Source organism: Photobacterium halotolerans DSM 18316 (assembly GCF_000425165.1).
In the GTDB taxonomy this organism is placed as follows: Bacteria; Pseudomonadota; Gammaproteobacteria; order Enterobacterales; family Vibrionaceae; genus Photobacterium; species Photobacterium halotolerans.
Genome location: NZ_AULG01000012.1, coordinates 38,977 through 53,518, shown reverse-complemented (window position 1 = coordinate 53,518; position 14,542 = coordinate 38,977). Strand labels below are relative to the sequence as shown.

General features: G+C 54.9%; 15 protein-coding genes and 1 pseudogene. 7 read left to right on the top strand and 9 right to left on the bottom strand.

All coding sequences use genetic code 11. The annotated features are described in order from the left end of the window. The first annotated feature begins 69 nt into the window (after positions 1-69). Entirely contained in the window at positions 70-867 is a 798-nt protein-coding gene (locus tag H511_RS0100270) for a Cof-type HAD-IIB family hydrolase (RefSeq protein ID WP_027250502.1), read from the top strand. A gap of 304 nt (positions 868-1,171) precedes the next feature. Here H511_RS0100270 and H511_RS0100265 read toward each other — a convergent pair whose 3' ends face one another. After that, positions 1,172-1,630, bottom strand: coding sequence for an EVE domain-containing protein (locus tag H511_RS0100265; RefSeq protein ID WP_027250501.1), 459 nt, complete (start codon positions 1,628-1,630; stop codon positions 1,172-1,174). A 77-nt stretch (positions 1,631-1,707) separates the two neighbouring features. On the opposite strand from H511_RS0100265, the gene H511_RS0100260 reads away from it, so the two are divergent. From H511_RS0100260 to H511_RS0100240, 4 genes are all read left to right on the top strand, one after another. Next, the gene (locus H511_RS0100260; protein WP_248616550.1) at positions 1,708-2,337 is read left to right on the top strand and encodes a tRNA-uridine aminocarboxypropyltransferase; all 630 of its coding nucleotides are present in this window, start codon (positions 1,708-1,710) and stop codon (positions 2,335-2,337) included. A gap of 184 nt (positions 2,338-2,521) precedes the next feature. After that, entirely contained in the window at positions 2,522-3,964 is a 1,443-nt protein-coding gene (locus H511_RS0100255) for a coniferyl aldehyde dehydrogenase (protein ID WP_027250499.1), read from the top strand. 55 nt (positions 3,965-4,019) lie between these two features. After that, positions 4,020-4,592: a TetR/AcrR family transcriptional regulator gene (locus H511_RS0100250; RefSeq protein WP_027250498.1), complete on the top strand. Its 573-nt coding sequence runs from the start codon at positions 4,020-4,022 to the stop codon at positions 4,590-4,592. Between the two features lie 199 nt (positions 4,593-4,791). Beyond that, positions 4,792-5,145, top strand: coding sequence for a NirD/YgiW/YdeI family stress tolerance protein (locus H511_RS0100240; RefSeq protein WP_027250497.1), 354 nt, complete (start codon positions 4,792-4,794; stop codon positions 5,143-5,145). A 72-nt stretch (positions 5,146-5,217) separates the two neighbouring features. On the opposite strand, the gene H511_RS0100235 is transcribed toward H511_RS0100240, so the two are convergent. The 3 genes from H511_RS0100235 to ftnA form a co-directional block, all read right to left on the bottom strand. Next, positions 5,218-6,405 carry a BaiN/RdsA family NAD(P)/FAD-dependent oxidoreductase gene (locus tag H511_RS0100235; protein WP_027250496.1) on the bottom strand — a complete coding sequence of 396 codons (1,188 nt, stop codon included), beginning with the start codon at positions 6,403-6,405 and terminating at the stop codon, positions 5,218-5,220. Positions 6,406-6,539: 134 nt separating this feature from the next. Continuing rightward, positions 6,540-6,878, bottom strand: a complete 339-nt coding sequence (gene uspB, locus H511_RS0100230; protein ID WP_027250495.1) for a universal stress protein UspB — start codon at positions 6,876-6,878, stop codon at positions 6,540-6,542. A 113-nt stretch (positions 6,879-6,991) separates the two neighbouring features. Further along, complete coding sequence (gene ftnA / locus H511_RS0100225; protein WP_027250494.1) at positions 6,992-7,519, bottom strand: non-heme ferritin; 528 nt, start codon at positions 7,517-7,519, stop codon at positions 6,992-6,994. A 241-nt stretch (positions 7,520-7,760) separates the two neighbouring features. On the opposite strand from ftnA, the gene H511_RS0100215 reads away from it, so the two are divergent. Further along, entirely contained in the window at positions 7,761-8,183 is a 423-nt protein-coding gene (locus H511_RS0100215; RefSeq protein WP_027250492.1) for a universal stress protein, read from the top strand. Between the two features lie 137 nt (positions 8,184-8,320). Then, complete coding sequence (locus H511_RS0100210; protein ID WP_027250491.1) at positions 8,321-9,193, top strand: carboxylate/amino acid/amine transporter; 873 nt, start codon at positions 8,321-8,323, stop codon at positions 9,191-9,193. 74 nt (positions 9,194-9,267) lie between these two features. On the opposite strand, the gene fre is transcribed toward H511_RS0100210, so the two are convergent. The 5 genes and pseudogenes from fre to rho all read right to left on the bottom strand — a co-directional run bounded on the left by fre (position 9,268) and on the right by rho (position 14,410). After that, positions 9,268-9,978: an NAD(P)H-flavin reductase gene (gene fre, locus H511_RS0100205; protein WP_027250490.1), complete on the bottom strand. Its 711-nt coding sequence runs from the start codon at positions 9,976-9,978 to the stop codon at positions 9,268-9,270. 9 nt (positions 9,979-9,987) lie between these two features. Further along, complete coding sequence (locus H511_RS0100200; protein ID WP_027250489.1) at positions 9,988-10,251, bottom strand: 2Fe-2S iron-sulfur cluster-binding protein; 264 nt, start codon at positions 10,249-10,251, stop codon at positions 9,988-9,990. A 54-nt stretch (positions 10,252-10,305) separates the two neighbouring features. Then, positions 10,306-11,754, bottom strand: a pseudogene (gene ubiD, locus H511_RS0100195) (4-hydroxy-3-polyprenylbenzoate decarboxylase); the annotation flags it as partial. Between the two features lie 169 nt (positions 11,755-11,923). Continuing rightward, the gene (locus H511_RS0100190) at positions 11,924-12,919 is read right to left on the bottom strand and encodes a hypothetical protein (RefSeq protein ID WP_027250487.1); all 996 of its coding nucleotides are present in this window, start codon (positions 12,917-12,919) and stop codon (positions 11,924-11,926) included. 225 nt (positions 12,920-13,144) lie between these two features. Further along, positions 13,145-14,410, bottom strand: a complete 1,266-nt coding sequence (rho, locus tag H511_RS0100185; RefSeq protein ID WP_027250486.1) for a transcription termination factor Rho — start codon at positions 14,408-14,410, stop codon at positions 13,145-13,147. Positions 14,411-14,542 lie beyond the last annotated feature (132 nt).

Sequence of the window (14,542 nt, the reverse complement as noted above, 5' to 3'; positions counted from 1 at the left end):
ACACTGCCTGTGTAGGTAAATCACCCGGCTGGCCCGAACCGGTGCAGCCCTCAATGAAAGAGACGTGCCATGTATAAAATTGTTGCTTCTGATCTCGACGGTACTCTGCTGACACCCGATCATAAAATCGCCCCTTTCACCAAAGAGGTGCTCCAGCAGTTGCACCAGCAAGGCAAAGATTTCGTCTTCGCAACCGGCCGCCACCATGTCGATGTGGCCGAAATGCGCGAGCAACTGGGCATTCCGGCTTTCATGATCACCTCCAACGGTGCCCGGGTGCATACCTGTCAGGGCGAAGTGCTATTCCAGCAGGACGTGCAGCCTGAGGTGATCCTGGGATTGATGGAGCTCACCAAAGACGAGCCGGACTTACGCATCCATATCTACCGTCATGATGACTGGCTGCTCAACATCGAAGATGCGTATCTGCGTGATTTCCACCAAACCTTTACATACAAACTGTTTGACGTAAACAACCCGCCGCTGGATGGCGTGGCGAAGGTGTTCTTCACCCGTGATGATAAAGACCACGACAAGCTGGTGGTGCTGGAAGACAAGTTCCGCGCCGTGTTTGGCGAGCGTGCCAGCATCGCCTTTTCCACACCCTGGTGTCTGGAAGTGATGGATGTCGGGGTGTCGAAAGGTCACGCCCTGGCTGCAGTTGCCGAAGCGAAAGGCTATGCGCTGACAGACTGTATCGCCTTCGGTGACGGCATGAATGATGTGGAAATGCTGAGCATGGCCGGTAAAGGTCTGGTAATGGGCACCGCTCACCACAAAGTGATGGCTGCCCTGCCTGACAACGGCGTGATTGGTTCATGCGCCGACGAAGCCGTAGCGCATTACCTGGCCGAGCATCTGCTGTAAGTCACTCAATTTTCAGTAATTTCTGTACGATCCCTCCCCCTTTTCAAGGGGGAGGCTAGGAGGGAGTTATACGGCACAAACGCTAAATACGCGCCCGCCGCTCGAACCCCACCCTAACCCTCCCCTTGCCAAGGGGAGGGAATATTCGTGGTTTCAGCAAACTCAATACGATCCCTCCCCCTTTTCAAGGGGGAGGTCAGGAGGGGGTTATACGGCACAAACGCTAAATCCGCGCCCGCCGCTCTAACCTCACCCTAACCCTCCCCTTGTCAAGGGGAGGGAACAATCAACCACGACAAGTGCGTTAAAACTGTCCTGTCATGCGCAGCACTTCCTGCCACTGCTGTTCCGTGACCGGCATGATGCTGAGGCGGTTGCCGCGCTGCACCAGCGGCATTTCATGCAGCGCATCATTGGCTTTGATGCGTTTCAGCGTGACCAGGCGCAGATGGCGCACATACTCGATGTCCACCATCACCCAGCGCGGATTGGCGGGATCGGATTTCGGGTCGAAATACGGGCTGTCGGGATCAAACTGAAAATGATCCGGATACGCTTCACGCACCACTTTGGCGATCCCCACCACCCCAATGTCTTTGCACGAAGAGTGATAGATAAAGACCTGGTCACCCACTTTGACATCATCGCGCATCATGTTGCGCGCCTGATAGTTACGAACACCTTCCCAGCAAGCCACATTCATCTGCCTGAGGGTATCAATAGAGAAAGTATCGGGTTCCGTTTTGAATAACCAATAAGCCATATCGCATCCTGTTGTCGTGATTTTGTGGTACCAGAGCAGTAACATCTGAGGTCACAGACCCAAGAATACCATAAGCGATGACAACCATGAGTGCCGAACCTGCTCCACAAACGGTAACACCCTGCCCGAATTGCGGCTTTGTTCATAATTGTATCTGCCATGCCGAAGTGCGCCTGCGCTCTCAGGCGATCTTTGTGCTGCTGACTCACAGCAAGGAATTTGGCAAAGACACCAATACCGGGGCGCTGATGGCCAGAACGCTGCCGCATTGCCAGCGCCTGCTTTGGTCTCGTACCGAGCCGCCCGAGGCGCTGCTGACGCTGCTCGCCGATGGCAAGATCCAGCCCTGGCTGCTGTTTCCGACCGACGACGCCCATCCCCCGGCGTCCTTTGCGCGCGAGACCGGCAAAACCCCGTTATTCATTCTGCTGGATGCCACCTGGCAGGAAGCACGCAAGATGGTGCGCAAAAGCCCGTGGCTGGCTAAGCTGCCCAGGCTCAGCCTGAGTGTGGATCGCGACTCCTGTTACTCACTGCGTCGCAATCAGCAGACGGGCAATCTGTGCACCTGCGAAACCGGCATCGCCCTGCTGGAGTTGCTGGGAGAGCACCATGATGCCAAGGCGTTACAGCAGTATTTCGACGCCTTTCTGGCGGCCTTCCCGGCGGAAAAAAGCGGGCATCCGCGGCGCCGGACGGCGCCATAATCGCGCTGCGCCTCACGGGCTGCACCTCACAGAACGGTATTTAAATATGCCGATTTCTTGCGCGCAGCGCTGAGTCGCCCTATATTAAAACCGACTGGTCAGTCGGTTTACGGACAAACCGGCCGGCATTCTCTGATACTAAACCGCGTCAACGCGGTTCACTCTGTCAAAACAGGAGAGAGGGATGACCTTTGCCACTGCGAGCCAAGACAGCCAGCAGATTTTCACTATGCAGCGACTGTTCCACACCCAGCACAATGAGTACCTGGCGCAGACCATGCCGGACTATGCCAGCCGGGTTGCCCGGCTCAAACAGCTGAAAGCCGCCTTGCTTGCTCACCAAGACGCGCTGTGTGAAGCCCTGTCTGCCGACTTCGGCCACCGCAGTCACCAGGATACCCTGTTGAGCGACATCCTGCCCTGTGTTCAGCAGATCAACTACACCGTCAAACGCCTGAAAAAATGGATGCGGCCATCGCGGCGTCACGCCGGCTTGCTGTTGATGCCGGCCAAAGTGGAAGTCATTTACCAGCCGGTCGGTGTGGTCGGTATCGTGGTGCCCTGGAACTTCCCTGTCATGCTGAGCATCGGCCCGCTGATCCCTGCGCTGGCGGCCGGCAACCGTGCCATGATTAAGCTGAGTGAATTCACCCCGCAAACCAACCGGGTCATTACCGCCCTGCTGGCAGATATCTTTGCTGACACTGAGGTCGCCGTCATTGAAGGGGAAGCCGACATTGCGGCGGCGTTTACGGCACTGCCGTTTGACCATCTGCTGTTTACCGGCTCCACCGCCGTCGGCCGCCATGTCATGCGCGCCGCGGCGGATAACCTCACCCCGGTTACGCTGGAGCTGGGCGGTAAATCACCGACCCTGATCGCCCCGGATGCCGATATGCCGCAAGCGGTTGAACGGATGATTTTCGGCAAATGCCTGAATGCAGGTCAAATCTGCGTGGCACCGGATTACGTTTTAGTGCCGGAAGGCAAAGAAGATGCGTTCATTGCCGAGTTCAAGAAACAATTTACGCAAATGTATCCGCAAGGCGTGCACAGCCAGGACTTTACCTCAGTCGTCAACCAGCGCCAGTTTGACCGTCTGACCCAGTGGCTGGCAGAAGCCGCCCGGAACAACACCCGGATTGAAACCGTCCACCCGGATGCCATCGACCCCGGTGCGCACCGTATGGTGCCGCATTTGCTGGTGAACCCGAATGACAGCCTGACCCTGATGCAAGAAGAGATCTTCGGCCCCTTGCTGCCGGTGATCACCTACAGCAACATCGACGAGGCCATCCAGTACATCCAGCAGCGCCCCCGTCCGCTGGCCTTGTACCTGATGACGCAGGACAAAACCCTGCAGGAGCGGGTGAAGTCTGATGTTCACGCCGGCGGCATGGCCATCAATGATTCAGTGTTCCATGTCGCGGCCGACGATGCGCCCTTCGGCGGTATCGGGCCGTCAGGCATGGGTCATTATCACGGCAAGGAAGGCTTTCTGACCTTCTCCAAAGCCAAAACTGTGCTGACCAAAGGCCGCATCAATACCGCCAAACTGGCCGTACCGCCTTTCACCGGCTGGCGGGCCACAGTGCAAAAGCTGATGATGGCTTTCTTCTTACGCTAAACCTGTATTATGCTGGCTCACCCCGATGAGCCAGTTTCTCCACTGACAGCGAGCTATGAGCCAGAATAAGAAGCAACAATTATTAGATGCCGCCCTTACACTTTTCACTCAGCAAGGGATTCAGGCCACTGCCACTGCCAAGATCGCCAAAGAAGCCGGGGTGGCCAATGGCACGCTGTTCCATCACTTTTCCAGTAAGCAGGTGCTGGTCGAAACCCTGTATCTGAGCATCAAAGCAGACATGGCAACGACCCTGACACCACCGGACACCAGCCTGAGCGTACAGGCGCAGCTGCAGCACATCTGGCAAGCCGCCATCAGCTGGGGACTTGCCCATCCGCAGCAGTTTCAGTTCCTGCGCCAGATGGCCAACGACCCGCAGTACCTGCTCAGCCAGCAGCATGCCATGCTCAGTCAGGCCCTGCCTTTCCTGCCGCAACTGATAGAAAAAGGCCAGCAGCAAGGGGAACTGGCAGACTGGCCGCAACCTCTGATGCTCAACACCTGCCACAGCCTGTTTTTATCCACCGTCAGCCTGTTTGCCGAACAACCGGCACTGGCGGCCGATCCCGCCTCACGTCAGGCCGCTTTTGATATGTTGTGGTACGGCATGGCCCGGCAGGCCTGATAGCGAACACTATTAGCGATAAAAAATTCTTCTTTATCGCGACTTTTCATATATTCCTGACGGGAATTTCACGCTTGCTTCACGTTCTCTTCCTTATTCTGGCTACATAGACAGCACGATGACAGCGGCAAATCGCTGCTCAGCTGTCATACTGAAAACAGTCGTTGCTCCCATGAGCCCGATAACGGAGAACCCAGCCATGAAAAAAGTGATCTTCTTATTTGCCACTCTGGCCCTGCCCCTGACCGCTACCGCCGCCCAGGGAGGCTACACAGGACCGAATGAAACCCAGGGTGCCAACTCAACCGTCGCCCAGGCTATGCAGGCCAAAGACGACGCGCGCGTTACTCTGACCGGCCATATCGTCGCCTCACTCGGCGATGAAGACTACCGCTTCAAAGACAGCACAGGCGAAATGATCGTCGAAATCGACAACCACCTGTGGGGCGATAAGCAAGTCGGCCCGGAAACCCAGGTCACCCTGATGGGCGAAGTCGACAAAGACCTCAACGGTACCACAGTGGATGTGAACAGCGTGCAACTCGGGCAGTGAATAACGAGTTAAAATGACAAAAGCCCCGCGATGCGGGGCTTTGTTGGTTCAAGGCATTCAATACAGCGCAGCTTACACATGCTGGCCGGCGACAAAGCCGGAGCTCCAGGCCCACTGGAAATTGTAGCCGCCGAGCCAGCCGCTGACGTCCATCACTTCGCCGATGAAATACAGGCCGGGCACGGTTTTGGCTTCCAGGGTTTTCGACGACAGGCCGTCGGTATCGACGCCGCCCAGGGTGACTTCGGCGGTGCGGTAGCCTTCGGTGCCGTTGGGGGCGATCTGCCACTGGTGAAAATAGTCGTGCAGTGCCTGAACCTCTTTCGGGTTGAGCTGTTTGAGCGGCTTGTCTTCGAGATCACCGCGTTCAATCATGGCTTCCACCAGGCGTTTGGGCAGCAAACGGGACAGCGAGTTTTTCAGACTCTGGTTGGGGTGCTTGTCACGCATCGCCTGCAGGGTGTCGTCGAGACTGAGGGTCGGCAGCAAGTCAATCGACACCGCCTGCCCCGGCTTCCAGTACGAGGAAATCTGCAAAATCGCCGGGCCGGACAGGCCGCGGTGGGTAAACAGAATATTTTCTTTGAAACTGGTGCCGTCGGCGGCCGTGACCACCGCAGGAACCGCGATACCGGACAGATCGGCAAAGGCCTCTTTGTCTTCGACATGCAAGGTAAAAGGCACCAGGCCGGCCGTGGTCGGCACCATCTTGAGGCCGAACTGCTCGGCAACCTGATAGCCAAACGGGGTGGCGCCGAGTTTGGGCATCGACAGACCGCCGGTGGCAATCACCAAAGATTCACAGGATACGGTGTCTGCGTTGATTTTCAGGTTAAAGCCGCTGTCGGTTTTACTGATATCCAGGACATCACTGCGATAACGTTGTTGTACCGTCGGCAAGTCGCATTCTTTGAGCAGCATCTCGACGATGTCTTTGGCCGAATCGAGGCAGAACAGCTGGCCGTGATCCCGCTCTTCGTAGGCAATCTCGTGCTTGGTGATCATGGCGATGAAGTCCCACTGGGTGTACTGCGCCAGCGCCGATTTGGCAAAGTGCGGGTTGCGGCAGACATAGTTGCTGGCCGTCACATCATAGTTAGTAAAGTTACAGCGACCGCCGCCGGAGATCAGAATTTTCCGGCCCGGTTTTTTACCGTGTTCAACCACCAGCACAGAGCGGCCGCGTTTACCGGCCTCGGCGGCACACATCAGCCCGGCGGCACCCGCACCGATAATCACTACATCAAACTTTTCTGCCATTCTCTTATCCGCAATCCGACTCAGCGACAAAATAAAAAGGATGCGGTAATGACATGCATTACCTGGCATCCTTTTCAAGTGCGCGTATTTTACCCGTCTGCGGGCGGATTACCAAATCTGTCGGTAATAATCGATCAAATACCCAGATAAGCGACGACAAAGACAGAGACCAGGAACACCATCAGGCTGGTACTGGCAAGGACAAACAGCTTGCGTACCTTGTCGCACTTGGCCATGAAAAGCTCGTCGTGGTGCTTATGGTACTGCTGGCTGCGGATGTAATGGAAAAGCCGGATTTGCTTGTTCACATTCCCCTGGGAGGAGAAAAAACCCCGGCCGTCTACCTGCTGGTAAAGCAGCGGGTCACAGTCACGCATCACCACCAGCAAGGTTTTCAGCGTGCTGACATAACGAGAGATATTAACTACAGCCACCAGAAACAGGGCCATCAGAATTGCATCACCACTAAACATAACACCCTCCGAACAACGACCATGGTTCTTTGCTGGCCGGGAAAGGTTGGGGGGTGCAGACAGCAGCGACGCACTTTCGGAAAGGGGCGCCGCCGTGCATTTCCCAGAGCCTGTTAGCCGGCCTGCTGACCCATGACAGAGCTGGATTCCTGCTTCGCCATGGCGGCAAGATCTTTGTCGATGAAGAACAAGGCTTTGCCGTCTTCACCCACCAGTTCGATCTTGTCCAGAATACCTTTAAACAATTTCTCTTCTTCGTGTTGCTCTGAAACATACCACTGTAAGAAGTTGAACGTTGAGTAGTCCTGCGTAGTAAACGCAACATGTGCCAGCTTGTTAATGCGCTCAGTGATCAGTCGCTCATGTTCGTAAGTGGCGCGGAACACTTCACCCAGTGAACTGAACTCATGCTGCGGTGCTTCAATGGTCCCCAGAATCGGCAATGCACCCGTCTCGCTGACATAGGTAAACAGACGTTGCATGTGCTGCATCTCTTCTGCTGCATGAATGCGCAGGAACTCTGCCGCTCCTTCGAAGCCCTTATCTTCGCACCATGCACTCATCTGCAGGTACAGGTTGGATGAAAAGAACTCCAGGTTAATTTGTTCATTCAGTTTCTCAACCATTGCTTGAGCAAGCATCGAACTACTCCTTCCTAATCAAGTGTAATAAACACATTGTCACTATGCATAACTGAGTTTGCAACTCATACGACAAGGTATCATGCTTAAGCTGCCGGTAATCAATAAAAACTCCAAAACGATCCAACTGCTTACCTAACGTGTCACAGAATTTTCCGTTAGCGTAAGCAATGCGATCAGCACGGCATTTTTTACCCATACGCCATGCTAGCATATCAAAAACCTTACAGGAGAGCGGGTTATGACCTATCAACATATTCTGGTTGCGGTTGATTTATCTGAAGACAGTCACATTCTGGTCAGTAAAGGGGCTGCGCTGGCAGAGAAACTGGGGGCCAAGCTGTCTCTGATCCACATAGATACCAACTATGCCGAGCTGTATACCGGCCTGATTGATATCAACATGGCCGAGGCCCAGTACCGCATGGCGGATAATGCCCAGGAACAACTGCAGGATCTGGCTAAAAAAGCGAACTATCCTGTGACTCACACCTTTGTCGGCAGCGGCGATCTGAGCGATGAAATCTGTAATACCATCAAACAGTCTGATGTTGATTTGATGATCTGCGGTCACCACCAGGATTTCTGGAGCAAAATCCTCTCTTCAACCAAACAGTTAATTAATCACACCCCGGTGGATTTGCTGATGGTGCCGCTGCACTGATCACGCCTTGTCCAGATAACTATTCTGGCTGGCCACTGTGAACGCCAGCCAGTTCCTGATCAGGACAGACCAACCTCTCATTGGCTATCACTGAATTTCGGTTACACTAGGCGGCCAAAATTCAAAGGACATGTCAAATGGGATACTTAACTGCGATTACGCTGCTCTGGGCGTTTTCCTTCAGCCTGATTGGGGTTTATCTGGCCGGGCAGGTCGATGCCTGGTTCTCGGTACTGACCCGGGTGGCACTGGCCGCCCTGGTGTTTCTGCCGTTTCTGCGTCGTCAGCATCTGACGCTCAAACTGGCACTCAAGCTCATGGTGGTAGGTGCTTTTCAGCTCGGCATCATGTACTGCTTTTACTATCAGTCCTTCCTGTACCTGTCGGTACCGGAAGTGCTGCTATTCACCATTTTTACCCCCATTTATGTCACCCTCATTTATGACTTGCTGCAGCGCCGTTTTTCGGCCTGGTATCTGATCACCGCCGTCATTGCGGTATTAGGCGCCGCCGTCATCAAATTCGAAGGCATCAACGAAGACTTTGTGCTCGGTTTCCTGATTGTGCAGGGGGCTAACCTGTGCTTTGCCATCGGCCAGGTGGGCTATAAAGTCATCATGGAAAAAGAGCAGGCCGATCTGCCTCAGCACACGGTCTTTGGCCTGTTCTATCTCGGTGCCGTCTGTGTGGCTCTGCCGATGTTTGTGCTGTTCGGCAACACAGAAAAACTGCCGGCTACCGGCACCCAATGGGGCATTCTGGTGTATCTGGGTATTGTTGCTTCCGGCCTGGGCTATTTCATCTGGAACAAAGGCGCGACTCTGGTGAACGCCGGGGCGCTGGCTATCATGAACAACGCCCTGGTCCCGGCGGGTCTTATCGTTAACCTCGTGATCTGGAACCGGGATGTCGATTACCCGCGTCTGATCGTGGGCGGCGCCATTATCCTGCTGTCACTGTGGGTCAATGAAACCTGGGTCAAGCGCCGCGTCGCAGCCGCCCACGCCTGATAACTGTGCCCGTCCGTATAAAAAAGCCCCTGTCATCTATCAATGCAGGGGCTTTTCTTTTTTACCAGCAACAATCAGATAAAGGCGTAAGCGTCGGCATACATCCGCTCGCGATCAGCCCCTTTCTCAGCCGTAAACTGTTCACGGGCCGCACCCGCCATCTCAAACCGGCCACAGATATAAATGTCATAGGAAGACAGGCTGACAAAATCGTCATTCACCGCCTCAAGTACATTACCCACTTTGCCCTGCCAGGCTGGTGGTGCACTTTCTACCACGGGGACATAAGTCAGGTTAGCGTGCTTGGCTGCAAGCGCAACGAGCTCGTCATGGGCATACAGCTGGCATTCATCGCGGCCGCCCCAGTAGACAAAAATCGGCTGCTTCATGCCGCGGCTCAGGCAGTTATCCAGCAGGCTGCGCACGTAGGAAAAACCCGTGCCGCCGGCAATCAGCAGTAAAGGCTGATTACTGTCTTCACGCAACCAGGCATCCCCCAGCGGGGCTTCGACCTCAAATGCCCTGCCGTCTGCCATGGCCTGACGCATGGCTTCCACCACTTCCATGGCATAGGGATTGTGGTCAGCCGCCCCTATGTGCAGCTCCAGCTCGCCACTGCGGCAAGGGCTGCTGGCAATGGAAAATGCACGCTTGTCTTTTTCACCCATCACCGCCAGCAAATACTGCCCGGCTTTAAAATCAACCTGTTGCTTGGGTTGCAGCAGGATACGGTAGGTATTACACGCCAGTGACTCGACTGACTTCACTTCACACTGAATCGACATTCTGTTCCTCTATTCCAAAGTCAGTACCAGATCGCTGCGGGCCATAGCCAGGCAGGGGAATATCCATCCCTCAGCCTGCTCCTTCGCCGTCAGCACCGGTGCCAGCCGGTAAGTCACCTCACCCGCCAGCTTGCGGCATAAACAAGTGGCACACGCCCCGACCTGACAACGGTGGGGAAAAGCCAGTCCTGCCCGGCGTGCTGCGCTCAACAGGGTTTCCTCTTCCCCGACACTGAACATAACGTCCTGCGGCAACACACGAACCTGATACATTGCTAAATCTTCTTGCTGCGTCATCCGGCGTTATTGCGCCAGAATACCCAGTTCATCCCAAATGGCGTCCACCTTAGCAACCACTTCCGGGTCTTTAATGATAGGTGTCCCCCACTCGCGCTGTGTTTCACCCTGCCATTTATTGGTGGCATCCAGACCCATCTTTGACCCCAGGCCAACCACCGGCGAGGCAAAATCCAGCGAATCTATCGGGGTATTTTCTATCATCACAGTATCCCGCGCCGGATCCATCCGGGTGGTAATTGCCCAGATCACATCATTCCAGTCACGGGCATTGACGTCATCGTCACAGACTATCACGAACTTGGTGTACATAAACTGGCGAAGGAAAGACCACACCCCCATCATCACCCGCTTGGCATGGCCCGGATACTGTTTCTTCATCGTCACCACGGCCATACGGTAGGAGCACCCTTCCGGCGGCAGGTAAAAATCGACAATTTCCGGAAACTGCTTTTGCAGAATCGGCACAAATACTTCATTGAGCGCCACGCCCAGCACAGCCGGCTCATCGGGCGGACGGCCGGTATAGGTGCTGTGATAAATCGGGTCTTTGCGCATCGTCACGTGCGTGACGGTAAAAACGTGGTGACTTTCCACTTCGTTGTAATACCCGGTATGGTCACCGTACGGACCTTCGTCTGCGTATTCACTGGGATCAATATAGCCTTCCAGCACAATTTCTGCGCTGGCCGGCACATCCAGATCGTTGCTGATACTCTTGACCACTTCAGTTTTGCTGCCGCGCAACAGACCGGCAAAAGCATACTCGGACAAGGTGTCAGGTACAGGTGTCACTGCCCCGAGAATCGTTGCCGGATCGGCACCAAAAGCGACAGAAACCGGGAATTTCTCACCGGGATGGGCCTGCATGAACTCGCGCATGTCCAGCGCGCCGCCGCGGTGAGCCAGCCAGCGCATGATCACTTTGTTCTTGCTCAGTTTCTGCTGACGGTAAATCCCCAGGTTCTGGCGTTTCTTTTCCGGGCCGCGGGTAATGGTCAGGCCCCAGGTCAGCAGCGGCGCCACATCGCCCGGCCAGCAACTCATGACCGGAATCTTGTCGAGATCGACCTCGTCGCCCTGCCACACGATCTGCTGGCACGGTGCTTTACTCAGGCGCTTGGCAGGCATGTTGAGAACTTGCTTGAAGACCGGCAGCTTGTCGATGGCATCACGGAAGCCTTTCGGCGGCTCCGGCTCTTTGAGGTACGCCAGCAGTTTGCCGACTTCCCGCAGCTCCAGCACATCCTCACGCCCCATGCCCATGGCCACCCGCTCGGTAGTGCCAAACAGGTTCGCCAGCACAGGGATATCGTAGCCCACCGGATTTTCGAACAATAATGCCGGTCCGCCAGCCCGCAGGGTGCGGTCGCAGATTTCGGTCATTTCATACCGGGGATCGATTGGCTGCTTGATGCGCTTAAGTTGCCCACGCTCTTCCAGGTAGGCGATAAAGTCGCGCAGATCGTTGAATTTCATTCCTGCACCCTATCTGTTTGCTCGACCCGGCTGACGGGCAGCCGGGATGAAAATAGGACACATTATATACTGAATCCCTGACAAGATGCTTGTTAAGCACGTATTTATTGGTGGTAAAACAAAGTGCTGAAAAGAAAATTCCCGCCCCGGCAGCGCGCTTTACACGGCATCAGGGCATGGATGCCGATAAAGCAGTTTCCAGATTACGCTTCAAGGTGTAGCTGTTAGTACCTGCAGCCAGTGTGGTGAGCCAGCTCGAATGGCCCTGATTGACCAGTTTACTGGCCACCAGCTCACCGTCTTCCGGCTCGGACAGCTTGCCTAACAGAAAAATTTCCACCTCGTCCGGCAGTGGCTTGAGGGTAGCCAGCGCCTGGTAAGCCTGGGCTTTGAGGGAGGGATTACGGGTCGCGGCCATCAGTTGGCTCACAGCCAGCTGGGCCGGCAGCTCATCGGCCAGCCGGTTCAGCTCGGCCCGGCTGTACTGATCGGTGCGGCGACGCCACAATTGCTGGTACAGACCTTCATCCCCGGTTATCGCGGCCAGTTTGGCCAGTAAGCCGTTATCAGACAACCAAAGCAGCTGTCGGTCGGACAGAAACTGATCGGCAAGATACCGCACGCCTGTGCCGGACAGCGCAGCAAGCTGCGTCAGGGCAATATCGCGCCGGGTGCGCTGGGTATTGAGATCACCGGCCAGCCAGTCTGCCAGCACCAAATCACCGGCATCGACCTGACGGACAAAGGATTCCGCCAGCTGCTCACGCTGCCAGCGCTGCAGCAGCTGGTGCGCCCGGGTGCCGTAGGTAAACGCCGCCCGGGTCACCCGGTAGCCATCGCCCTGCTCTGTCAGGGTGAAACGTGATTGTCGGGCCGCTTGCGTTTCAAGCCAGGCGACCTTTTCTTCATCCAGCTTTTTGAAGGTATGGGCATAGTCCACCAGTGCCGACCGCAGGGCTTCCTGCTCCAGCACGGAGAAATCAGCCAGCTGGTAATTAAGCTGGGCAATATCACTTTCCCGGTACAGGGTTTTGAGCGCTTTTAATGCCGGTGTGATGTCCTGCGTGACCTGCTGGTATTCCTGCTGACTGATTTCATCCGCCCTCAGCGGGAGCGCGACCAGCAGTAACCACAACCAGACCCACATGCCTCTTCCATGTTGCATGTTGCATACTCCGTGTCATTGCTGACTTGATTCATTATCGGTTCCCGAGCCGCTGGGCATCAGGTCCATTTCGGTCCGCCTTCCTGGCAGACCGGCACAGTCTGAAAGAGGATATCCTCAGTCGTCAATTGAATGCTGTTTCAAACAACATGCCGATATTATCAGCAATAAAAAAACGCCACACAAGGTGGCGTTTATACAATCTGTGACATCAAGCCAGTGGAATCAGGACTTCTGACGACGCATCGCTTCGAAGAACTCGTCGTTGGTCTTGGTCATGCCCAGTTTGTCGATCAGGAATTCCATGCTGTCGGTCTCATTCATCGGGTGAACGATCTTACGCAGGATCCACATCTTCTGCAGCTCATCCGGCTTGGCCAGCAGCTCTTCACGACGGGTACCGGAGCGGTTGAAGTCAATCGCAGGGAATACGCGCTTCTCGGCAATCTTACGCGACAGGTGCAGTTCCATGTTACCTGTACCTTTAAATTCTTCGTAGATCACTTCGTCCATCTTAGAACCGGTATCCACCAGCGCGGTCGCGATAATGGTCAGGCTACCGCCTTCTTCCACATTACGGGCCGCACCGAAGAAACGCTTCGGACGGTGCAGGGCGTTGGCGTCGACACCACCGGTCAGTACTTTACCGGAAGATGGCACCACTGTGTTATACGCACGGGCCAGACGGGTAATAGAATCCAGCAGGATAACCACATCTTTTTTATGCTCAACCAGGCGCTTGGCTTTTTCGATCACCATTTCAGCAACCTGAACGTGGCGCGATGCCGGCTCGTCAAAGGTAGACGCGATCACTTCGCCTTTTACCAGACGCTGCATCTCGGTCACTTCTTCAGGACGCTCGTCAATCAGCAGCACCATCAGCTCGCACTCTGGATGATTGTGAGCAATGCTCTGTGCAATGTTCTGCAGCAGCATAGTCTTGCCCGCTTTTGGCGGTGCAACAATCAGACCACGCTGACCCTTACCGATAGGTGAGGCCAGATCCAGTACACGGGCAGTAATGTCTTCGGTCGAGCCGTTACCACGTTCCATACGCATGCGATCATTGGCGTGCAGCGGGGTAAGGTTTTCAAACAGGATCTTGTTGCGGGCGTTGTCTGGTTTGTCGTGGTTTACTTCGTTGACTTTCAGCAGGGCAAAGTAGCGTTCACCGTCTTTTGGTGGCCGGATTTTACCTGAAATGGTATCACCGGTACGCAGGTTGAAGCGGCGAATCTGGCTTGGCGAGACATAAATATCATCCGGGCCTGCCAGGTATGAACTGTCTGCGCTACGAAGGAAGCCAAAGCCGTCCTGCAGAATTTCCAAAACCCCGTCGCCAAAAATGTCCTCACCACTTTTCGCGTGCTGTTTGAGAATGGCAAAGATGATGTCCTGTTTTCTCAAACGCGCTAGGTTTTCGAGTCCTAAGCTTTCGCCGAGCGCAACCAACTTTGAGATAGGCTGGTTCTTCAGTTCTGTAAGATTCATAGTGGTGGGTTTCTTGTCAGTCAAATTAGGGGTTCTATGGTTAATTGAGAAAAGCTTCGACCAATGGGGCTGGTCAAGAAATGAACTGTCGTATAATTTACGTGCAATAACTTAGCACTAAAGCCAGCATCC

What these genes read in the sequence shown, in the direction of transcription:
- H511_RS0100200 (WP_027250489.1), bottom strand. Translation starts at nt 10,251, where the DNA reads ATGTATCAGGTTCGTGTGTTGCCGCAGGACGTTATGTTCAGTGTCGGG.
- H511_RS0100190 (WP_027250487.1), bottom strand. Translation starts at nt 12,919, where the DNA reads ATGCAACATGGAAGAGGCATGTGGGTCTGGTTGTGGTTACTGCTGGTC.
- H511_RS0100210 (WP_027250491.1), top strand. Translation starts at nt 8,321, where the DNA reads ATGGGATACTTAACTGCGATTACGCTGCTCTGGGCGTTTTCCTTCAGC.
- rho (WP_027250486.1), bottom strand. Translation starts at nt 14,410, where the DNA reads ATGAATCTTACAGAACTGAAGAACCAGCCTATCTCAAAGTTGGTTGCG.
- H511_RS0100215 (WP_027250492.1), top strand. Translation starts at nt 7,761, where the DNA reads ATGACCTATCAACATATTCTGGTTGCGGTTGATTTATCTGAAGACAGT.
- H511_RS0100265 (WP_027250501.1), bottom strand. Translation starts at nt 1,630, where the DNA reads ATGGCTTATTGGTTATTCAAAACGGAACCCGATACTTTCTCTATTGAT.
- H511_RS0100235 (WP_027250496.1), bottom strand. Translation starts at nt 6,405, where the DNA reads ATGGCAGAAAAGTTTGATGTAGTGATTATCGGTGCGGGTGCCGCCGGG.
- uspB (WP_027250495.1), bottom strand. Translation starts at nt 6,878, where the DNA reads ATGTTTAGTGGTGATGCAATTCTGATGGCCCTGTTTCTGGTGGCTGTA.
- H511_RS0100250 (WP_027250498.1), top strand. Translation starts at nt 4,020, where the DNA reads ATGAGCCAGAATAAGAAGCAACAATTATTAGATGCCGCCCTTACACTT.
- ftnA (WP_027250494.1), bottom strand. Translation starts at nt 7,519, where the DNA reads ATGCTTGCTCAAGCAATGGTTGAGAAACTGAATGAACAAATTAACCTG.
- H511_RS0100240 (WP_027250497.1), top strand. Translation starts at nt 4,792, where the DNA reads ATGAAAAAAGTGATCTTCTTATTTGCCACTCTGGCCCTGCCCCTGACC.
- H511_RS0100255 (WP_027250499.1), top strand. Translation starts at nt 2,522, where the DNA reads ATGACCTTTGCCACTGCGAGCCAAGACAGCCAGCAGATTTTCACTATG.
- fre (WP_027250490.1), bottom strand. Translation starts at nt 9,978, where the DNA reads ATGTCGATTCAGTGTGAAGTGAAGTCAGTCGAGTCACTGGCGTGTAAT.
- H511_RS0100260 (WP_248616550.1), top strand. Translation starts at nt 1,708, where the DNA reads ATGACAACCATGAGTGCCGAACCTGCTCCACAAACGGTAACACCCTGC.
- H511_RS0100270 (WP_027250502.1), top strand. Translation starts at nt 70, where the DNA reads ATGTATAAAATTGTTGCTTCTGATCTCGACGGTACTCTGCTGACACCC.